Here is a 6,979-nt window from a genome sequence, read left to right as displayed (position 1 = left end):
CAACTGGCACACCGGCCAACCGGTCATGCGATCCCTGACCGCCTACGACCACTGACCCCTTGGAATCGATCATCTAGCGAAGGCCGCCGACGGACAGGCCGCCGCGCCAGTGCCGTTGGAGGCTGAAGAACGCGATGACCAGTGGGATCACGGACACCAGTGAGCCCAGGATGATGAGGCTCCACAGCGAGGTGCCGCCCGAGTTGTTCGCCGAGGCGATCCCCTGCCAGAGGCCGAGACCGACGGTCACCGGAAACAGCCGGTTGTCCGAGAGCATGGCCAGCGGCAGGAAGTAGTTGTTCCAGGACGCCACGGCGGACAGGAGCAGCACGGTGACCACCGCGGGACGCATCAGCGGAAGCGCGATCTGCAGGAACGTACGCACCTCCCCCGCGCCGTCGACCCGCGCCGCGTCGAGCAGCTCGTCCGGCACCGCGTCGCGCGCGTACACGTGCATCAGGTAGACGCCGAACGGGTTGAGCAGCGACGGCAGGATCACCGCCCAGACCGTGTTCGTCAGGCCGAGCCGGGAGAACATGATGAAGGTCGGGATGACCAGGGCCGTGGCCGGCACCATGAGCGCGCCGAGCACGACGGCGAAGCTGAAGCGCCGCGCGGCGAACCGGTACTTGGCGAACCCATAACCGGCCATCACCGCCAGGACCGTGGCGCCGACTCCGCCGGCGATGGCGTACAGCGTGGAGTTGAGGATCCACCGCAGGTAGATGCCACCGTCGTAGGTGAATAGCTGCCGGAGGTTGCCGACGTAGTCGATCTGGTCGGAGAACCACAGGGTGTTGCCGCCCCCGAACAGGCCCGGGGCGTCCTTGGAGCTGTTGACGATGACCCACCAGAACGGGACCAGGAAGTAGATCACCAGGAAGCCGAGGAGGATCTGCAGAGGAAGGTAGCGGTGCGGCCGGCGGACGCCGGCGCGGACGCTGGTGTGGTCGGCCATCTAGAGGAAGCTCCTCCGCTTGCGGGTGAAGAACAGGAAGGCGTACACGCAGATGAAGACGATGCCGCCGAGCGCGAACGAGATCGCCGACCCGTAGTTGAAGTTGGCGAGCGAGAACGCCTGCTGGTACGCGTACATGTTGGGGGTGAAGTCCGTCCCGATGGTGCCCGCAGCGAGGTAGCGCAGGATCTGCGGCTCGTTGAAGAACTGCAGGGTGCCGATGAGCGAGAAGACCAGGATCAGGATCAGCGCCGGGGCGATCAGCGGGATCTTGATGCGCGTCGCGATCTGCCACCGTCCGGCGCCGTCCATCCGGGCGGCCTCGTAGAGCGTCGGGTCGACGCCCTGCAACGCCGCGTACAGGATGATCATGTAGTAGCCGGCCCACTGCCAGGTGACGACGTTGAGCAGGCCGTAGAAGATCAGGTTGCCACCCAGGAAGTCGGGCGCGGTGGCGCCGAAGAGCCCGAAGATGTCGGTGAGCGGGCCGAAGCCCTTGCTGTAGAGGAACCCCCACATCACCGCCCCGATGACGGTGGGGATCGCGTACGGAAGAAAGATCATGAGGCGGGAGAAGCGCGCGAACAGCGTGGTCACCGCGTCCAGGATGAGGGCCAGCGCGAGCGCCAGGACGATCTGCAGCGGGATGGAGACGAGCGAGAAGCGGATGACGAACCAGGCTCCGGACAGGAAGCTCGGGTCGGTGAACGCCTTCACGTAGTTGTCGAAGAGGACGAAGCTGGTGCCGCCGATCAGCTTCTTCTGAAAGAGGCTGAGGTACAGCGCGTACACCAACGGCGCGATGAGGAACGCCAGGAACACGATCGCGAAGGGCCCGACGAAGAGCCACCCCATCAGGTGTTCGCGGAGGTGCACCTTGCCACGGATCTTGCGCGTCTCGCTCGGCGGACGCGGTGTGCGCTTCTCGGTCAGGACTGTCATCTGTGGTCTCCGAAGGGCGTGGACGCGGGGGGTCGTGGGTGGGCCGGCCGGCCACCGCCGGCACGACCCACCCGGAGCGGTCACTGAACGGTGAAGCCCTGCTCCTTGGCGTACTTCGCCACGTCGTCCTGGAGCTTGTCGGCGGCCTGCGAACCGCTGACGGAACCCTTGATGACCTCGCTGATCTGCTTCGTCATGGCGTCCAGGTAGTACTGGCCGAAGGGCGCGTAGGACATACCCTTGTAGGCCTCGGCGGCGGGCAGGTAGACCTCCTTGTTCGCCTGCTGGCCGCTGAAGAACGCCACCTTCAGGTCGACGAACGCGGGATCCTTGAGCGCCGTGAGGTTCAGCGGGAAGATGATCTGGTTGGTCCAGCCGTCGGTGAGCGACTCCTTGTCGGCGTAGAGCCCGTAGGCGGCCTTCGCCGCCAGCTCGGGCTTCTTCGCCTGCTTGGTCACCGAGAAGGCCGACCCACCCCAGTTCACCTGCACCGGGTTGGTCGGATCCCACTGCGGCAGCGGCGCGACCGCGAACTTGCCGGTGTCCTGGCCCTTACCGACACCCGCCCCGGTGAGGTAACCCGGCGCCCACGCCGCCGAGATGTACGTCGCGTAGTTCCCGTTGATCACGCCGGAGATGTACTCCGGGGTGAACTGGTCCTGCGTACCGACCAGGCCCTTCTTGGCGAGGCCACCCCAGTAGTCCAGCACGTCCTTGGACGCCTGGTCGTTGAGCTTCACGCCGATCGACTTCGGCTGGGCCGGATCGAAGGTGAAGGGCGACGCGCCCTTCTGGATCTGGAGCGACATCATCACGGCCGGGACGTTCGCGCCGAGGTCCCCGAACAACGGGCCGCCGGCGTCCTTCACCTTCTGCGCGGCCTGCTCGTACTCGGCCCAGGTCTTCGGCGGGGTGATCTTGTACTTGTCGAAGATGTCCTTGCGGTAGATCATGCCCATCGGGCCACCGTCGACCGGGACGCCGTAGACCGCGTCGCCCACCGACACGTCCTTCCAGGCGCCCTCGCCGTAGTTGGCCTTGACCGCGTCGTAGCCGTACTGCTTGATGTCGACGAGCGCGCCCTGGATCTGGAAGGTCGGGATCCGGTCCGCCTCGACCATGATCACGTCGGGCGCGCCGGTGCCCGCCGAGATCGCGGTCTGGAACTTGTCGTACTCGTCGCCGCCCTGACCGACGTTGGTCCAGCAGACCTGCACGTCGTCGTGCAGCTTGTTGAAGTTGTCGACGACGAGCTGGGTGTTGGGGTACCAGCCCCACATCGTCACGACCGGCACGTTCTGCTTGGTGATGGTGTTCGTGCAGTTGCTCGCATCGCTGCCGCCGTCGTCCGAGGTGCAGGCGACCAGGCCGCTCCCGGCCGCGAGCATGGCCACCGTGGCGAGTATGCGTCTTCTCTTCATTGAGATGGTTCCTTTCGGAAGGTGGCGGTGCACGGACATCCATGCGTCGGCGGCCGCCACCGGGGCGCTGGAACTCGCCCCGGTGGCGTCGCCTGGGCAGGCTCCTAGCGCTTGAACAGACGGGGCGCCAGGTCGATGAGGTTCTTCTGCCACACGTCCCAGCCGTGTGGTCCGGGGGTGACCCCGTCGAACTCGTAGCGGATACCGAGGGTGTCCAAGGTGGTCAGCCCCGCCATGAAGCTCGGGTAGACGAAGTCGGTCTGGTCACCGACGTACAGCCGCAGCATCCTGGTGCCGTTGTTGATCGCCGCGACGTCGACGCCGGCACCGCTGCCGAACCCGGCCGAGAAGGCCGCGACGTAGGCGAACTGGCCTGGATAGGCCTTCAGCACACCGAGCGCCTGCCCACCGCCCATCGACAGCCCGGCGATGGCCTGCTGGGAGGGGTCGCTGGAGACGTGGTAGCGGGACCGGGCCGTCGGCACGATGTTCTCCAACAGTTCCCGGTTGAAGTTCGACGAGTTGCCGTTGCCCATCACGACCACCATGGGCGTGAGGTCCCCGTCGAGGAACTGGTGGTCGAGGATCTGCTTGGCCCGGCCCATCTCGACCCAGTCCGTGTAGTTCTGCCCGCCACCGTGTTGGAGGTAGAGGACGGGATAGGGCTGCGCCCGTTGCGGGTCGTACCCGGGCGGGGTCCAGACCAGCGCGGTACGGTCCTGGCTGGCCACCGTGCTGGTGTAGGTCATGCTCTCGACCTTGCCGCCCTGGCCGGCCGGCACGTCGGTCAGCAGTCGGGCCGCAGGGCCCGGGACGAGGAAGGTGCTCCACATCGGCTCCGTGGTCACCTTCGTGGGGTTCGAGACGTCCTTGAACGGCACCCGATCGACGATCAGCCGGTAGTAGTAGAACCAGGGCTTCAGCGGCCCCACGGTCGCCCGCCACCGGTCGCCGTCCCGAGTCAGCGGCACGCGCAGCCAACTGCCGCCGGGCGCGATGTTGGCCCACACCGTGACGTGCTGGGCGTCCGCGAAGTCGGTGGTGGTCTCGAAGGTGACGAACCCGTCCTCGGTGACGAAGGGCGTCGGGGTGGTGCCGGCCGGCGGAGGCGAGAACTCGCCCGTCAACCGGCCGTGGCCCGGGCTCGGCCCGTGGTCCGCCACGTGCCGGAACAGCCGTGGCACGAAGTCGACGAGGTTCTCCTGCCAGGTGGTCCAGTTGCCGCCGCCGTCCGGGTTGACCCCGTCGAACTCGAACCGGACGCCGGCCCGGTCCAACGCCTTCGTCAGCCGGTAGGTGGTGTTGTAGGCCGGGTCGGTCACGTTCCCGGTGTAGAGGCGCAGCACCTTGAGGTGGTGGAGCGCCGTGGCGTCCCGGCGGTCGATCGTCGGGGCCGACGTGCCCGAGAACCAGCCGACAGAGCCGAACTGACCGGGCTTGGCGAAGGCCGCGCGGACCGCCCGCGCCGCGCCGTCGGCGACACCGGCGATGGCCTGGTGCGCCGGATCGCGCAGGACCCGGTAGTTGTCGGCGACCGCCTTGCGGAGATCCTTCAACTGCCGGTCGTCCGTGCTGTCGGCGATCACCACGACCATCGGCTGCATCGCGCCCGCCGCCGAGAGGTTGTCGAGGATCTGCTTCGTGCGACCGAGATCGAGCCAGTCGGTGGCGGCCACGCTGTCCCCCGACTCGAGGAAGAGCGCGGGATAGCCCTTGGGCTTCTTGGCCGCGTACCCGGGTGGCGTCCAGACCAGGGCCGAGCGCTGCTCGGCGCGGACCCGGTAGGTCAACGTTGCGACCGCGCCGCCGCTGCCGGCGGGCGCGTCGGCCAGCCAGCGCGCCGACTCGCCCGCGACCAGGAAGGTGCTCAGGAGCGGGTCGGACGCGACTCCCGCGCTGTTGGTCGGGTCCTTGATGGTCTTGGTGTCGTCGGCGGTCACCTGGTAGCGGTACAGCCCCGGCGTCAGCGCGCCGAGCACACCGGACCAGACGTCACCACGACGGGTCAGACCGAATTCCGCCCAGGTGGCGGACGGGCCGAAGTTGCCCTCGACGACCACCTGCGAGACGGTGCCGAGGTGCCCCTGGACGTACGCGGCCGGAACCGTGAACGAGGCGTAGCGGTCCGGGGAGACGTCCAGCCACGGCGTGTCCGCCGCCGCTGCCGGTTGCGGTGCGAGCAGGGCCGCCGCCATGGCGACGACTCCGGCGCTGAACACCGCCGAGAGCCGGCGTAGGCGCCCGTGATAACGTTCGGTTGTCACGCTCCACTCCTTTCCTGTGCCGGCAGCGGATGCGACCCGCTGACCAGCTCAACCCATCGGTGGATCTCGCCGTGCGGTGTCTTCACCTCCTTCAGTCCCTCGCCGGTCCTGCGGTCGAGCCACGGACCACGAGGTTGGTCGGAAGGACTATCTGGTGCGGCTCGTCCCACTCGCCGGTCACCAGTGACTTGAGCATCCGCGCGGCTTCGTACCCGAGCTGGTACATCGACTGGTCGACCGTGGTCAGACCCGGATCGGTCGACGCCGACTCGGGGATGTTGTCGAAGCCGACGACGGACAGGTCCTGCGGTACGGAGAGCCCCAGCTCCCTGGCGACCTCAAGGACCTTGAGCGCCATCCCGTCGCTCGCCGCGAAGATCGCCGACGGTCGGTCCGGCCGTTGCAACAGGGCGCGCGCCAACGGAGCGGCCGACTCGGGATTGAAGTCCCCCCGGCCGATCAACGTCGGGTCGACCGGGATACCGGCGGCGGCGAGCGCCGCCCGGTAGCCCTCCTCCCGGGACCATGCCGAGGCGAGGCTGTCGCGGCCGGCGATGAACCCGACGCGTCGGTGGCCCAGGTCGAGCAGGTGCTCCACAGCGGTGGTGGCGCCGGCGAGGTTGTCGGCCATGACCGAGGGCGCCGTCGCGCCGCGCACCGGGTCGATGGCCACGACCGGCGTACGGCTGCGCATCTCACCCCAGGGCGTGACGACGATGCACCCGTCGGTGAGGGTGCCCGACAGGCGGGTCAGGTGCCGCTGCTCCCAACCCTCCGAGTAGGACCCGTAGAGGTCGCTGTTGGCGTAGATGATGAGGTCGAAGCCGGAGCGGCTGAGCGCCTTCATGACCCCCTTGAGCACCTCTGCCGTGTACGACTGGAAGCTGTGCGCCACGAGGCCGAGGACATTGGTGCGGCTGCGCCGGAGGCTCGAGGCCACCAGGCTCGACTCGTAGCCGAGCTGATCGATCGCGGTGCGGACCTGAGCGATCGTGCGGGCGCTGACGCCGTAGTGCCCGTTGACGACGCGCGAAACGGTGGCGGTGGAAACGCCGGCGATCCGGGCGACATCACTCATTGTTACCGGCGCATTGGCTTCGATCATGCCGCTCTCTCTGGACTGCAATCGTTATCGGTTACGTTTCCAGGATGTTGCCAACGTAACCGACCACGATTGCGAACACAAGACCCTTTCATCCCCGCGCGAGCGCCGGCAGCGGGTCCTGACGGGATTGTGCAAGGTGGACTTCCCGGGGTGCAAAGCCGCGCCATTTCGCGCGCGGGATCCACCCGTTGACAACGGAACGGCACTCTCTGTCAGGCGCCATTCCGAAACGCGGTGTTCCCTCCGGGGAGCATGATCGGTAACGTTTACATCGGTCGCGAACGTAATC

Annotated in this window: 5 protein-coding genes; all 5 read right to left on the bottom strand. The window is 67.5% G+C overall.

The window, feature by feature from the left end; genetic code table 11:
- Positions 1-73: 73 nt before the first annotated feature.
- The 5 genes from ACLQ25_RS25340 to ACLQ25_RS25320 all read right to left on the bottom strand — a co-directional run bounded on the left by ACLQ25_RS25340 (position 74) and on the right by ACLQ25_RS25320 (position 6,690).
- Entirely contained in the window at positions 74-958 is an 885-nt protein-coding gene (locus tag ACLQ25_RS25340) for a carbohydrate ABC transporter permease (RefSeq protein WP_425733292.1), read from the bottom strand.
- Positions 959-1,900 (bottom strand): carbohydrate ABC transporter permease, encoded by a 942-nt coding sequence (locus tag ACLQ25_RS25335; RefSeq protein WP_425733291.1) that lies wholly within the window; start codon positions 1,898-1,900, stop codon positions 959-961. It abuts the gene before it with no gap.
- 80 nt (positions 1,901-1,980) lie between these two features.
- Positions 1,981-3,321: an ABC transporter substrate-binding protein gene (locus ACLQ25_RS25330; RefSeq protein ID WP_425733290.1), complete on the bottom strand. Its 1,341-nt coding sequence runs from the start codon at positions 3,319-3,321 to the stop codon at positions 1,981-1,983.
- A gap of 104 nt (positions 3,322-3,425) precedes the next feature.
- Positions 3,426-5,585, bottom strand: a complete 2,160-nt coding sequence (locus ACLQ25_RS25325; RefSeq protein WP_425733289.1) for an alpha/beta hydrolase — start codon at positions 5,583-5,585, stop codon at positions 3,426-3,428.
- Between the two features lie 91 nt (positions 5,586-5,676).
- Positions 5,677-6,690 (bottom strand): LacI family DNA-binding transcriptional regulator, encoded by a 1,014-nt coding sequence (locus ACLQ25_RS25320; protein ID WP_425733288.1) that lies wholly within the window; start codon positions 6,688-6,690, stop codon positions 5,677-5,679.
- Between the last annotated feature and the right edge of the window lie 289 nt (positions 6,691-6,979).

It is taken from the genome of Micromonospora sp. DT44 (assembly GCF_049841635.1).
Taxonomy (GTDB): Bacteria; Actinomycetota; Actinomycetes; order Mycobacteriales; family Micromonosporaceae; genus Micromonospora.
The sequence above is the reverse complement of the archived record's forward strand: the minus strand, read 5'-3'. Positions and strand labels throughout refer to the sequence as shown.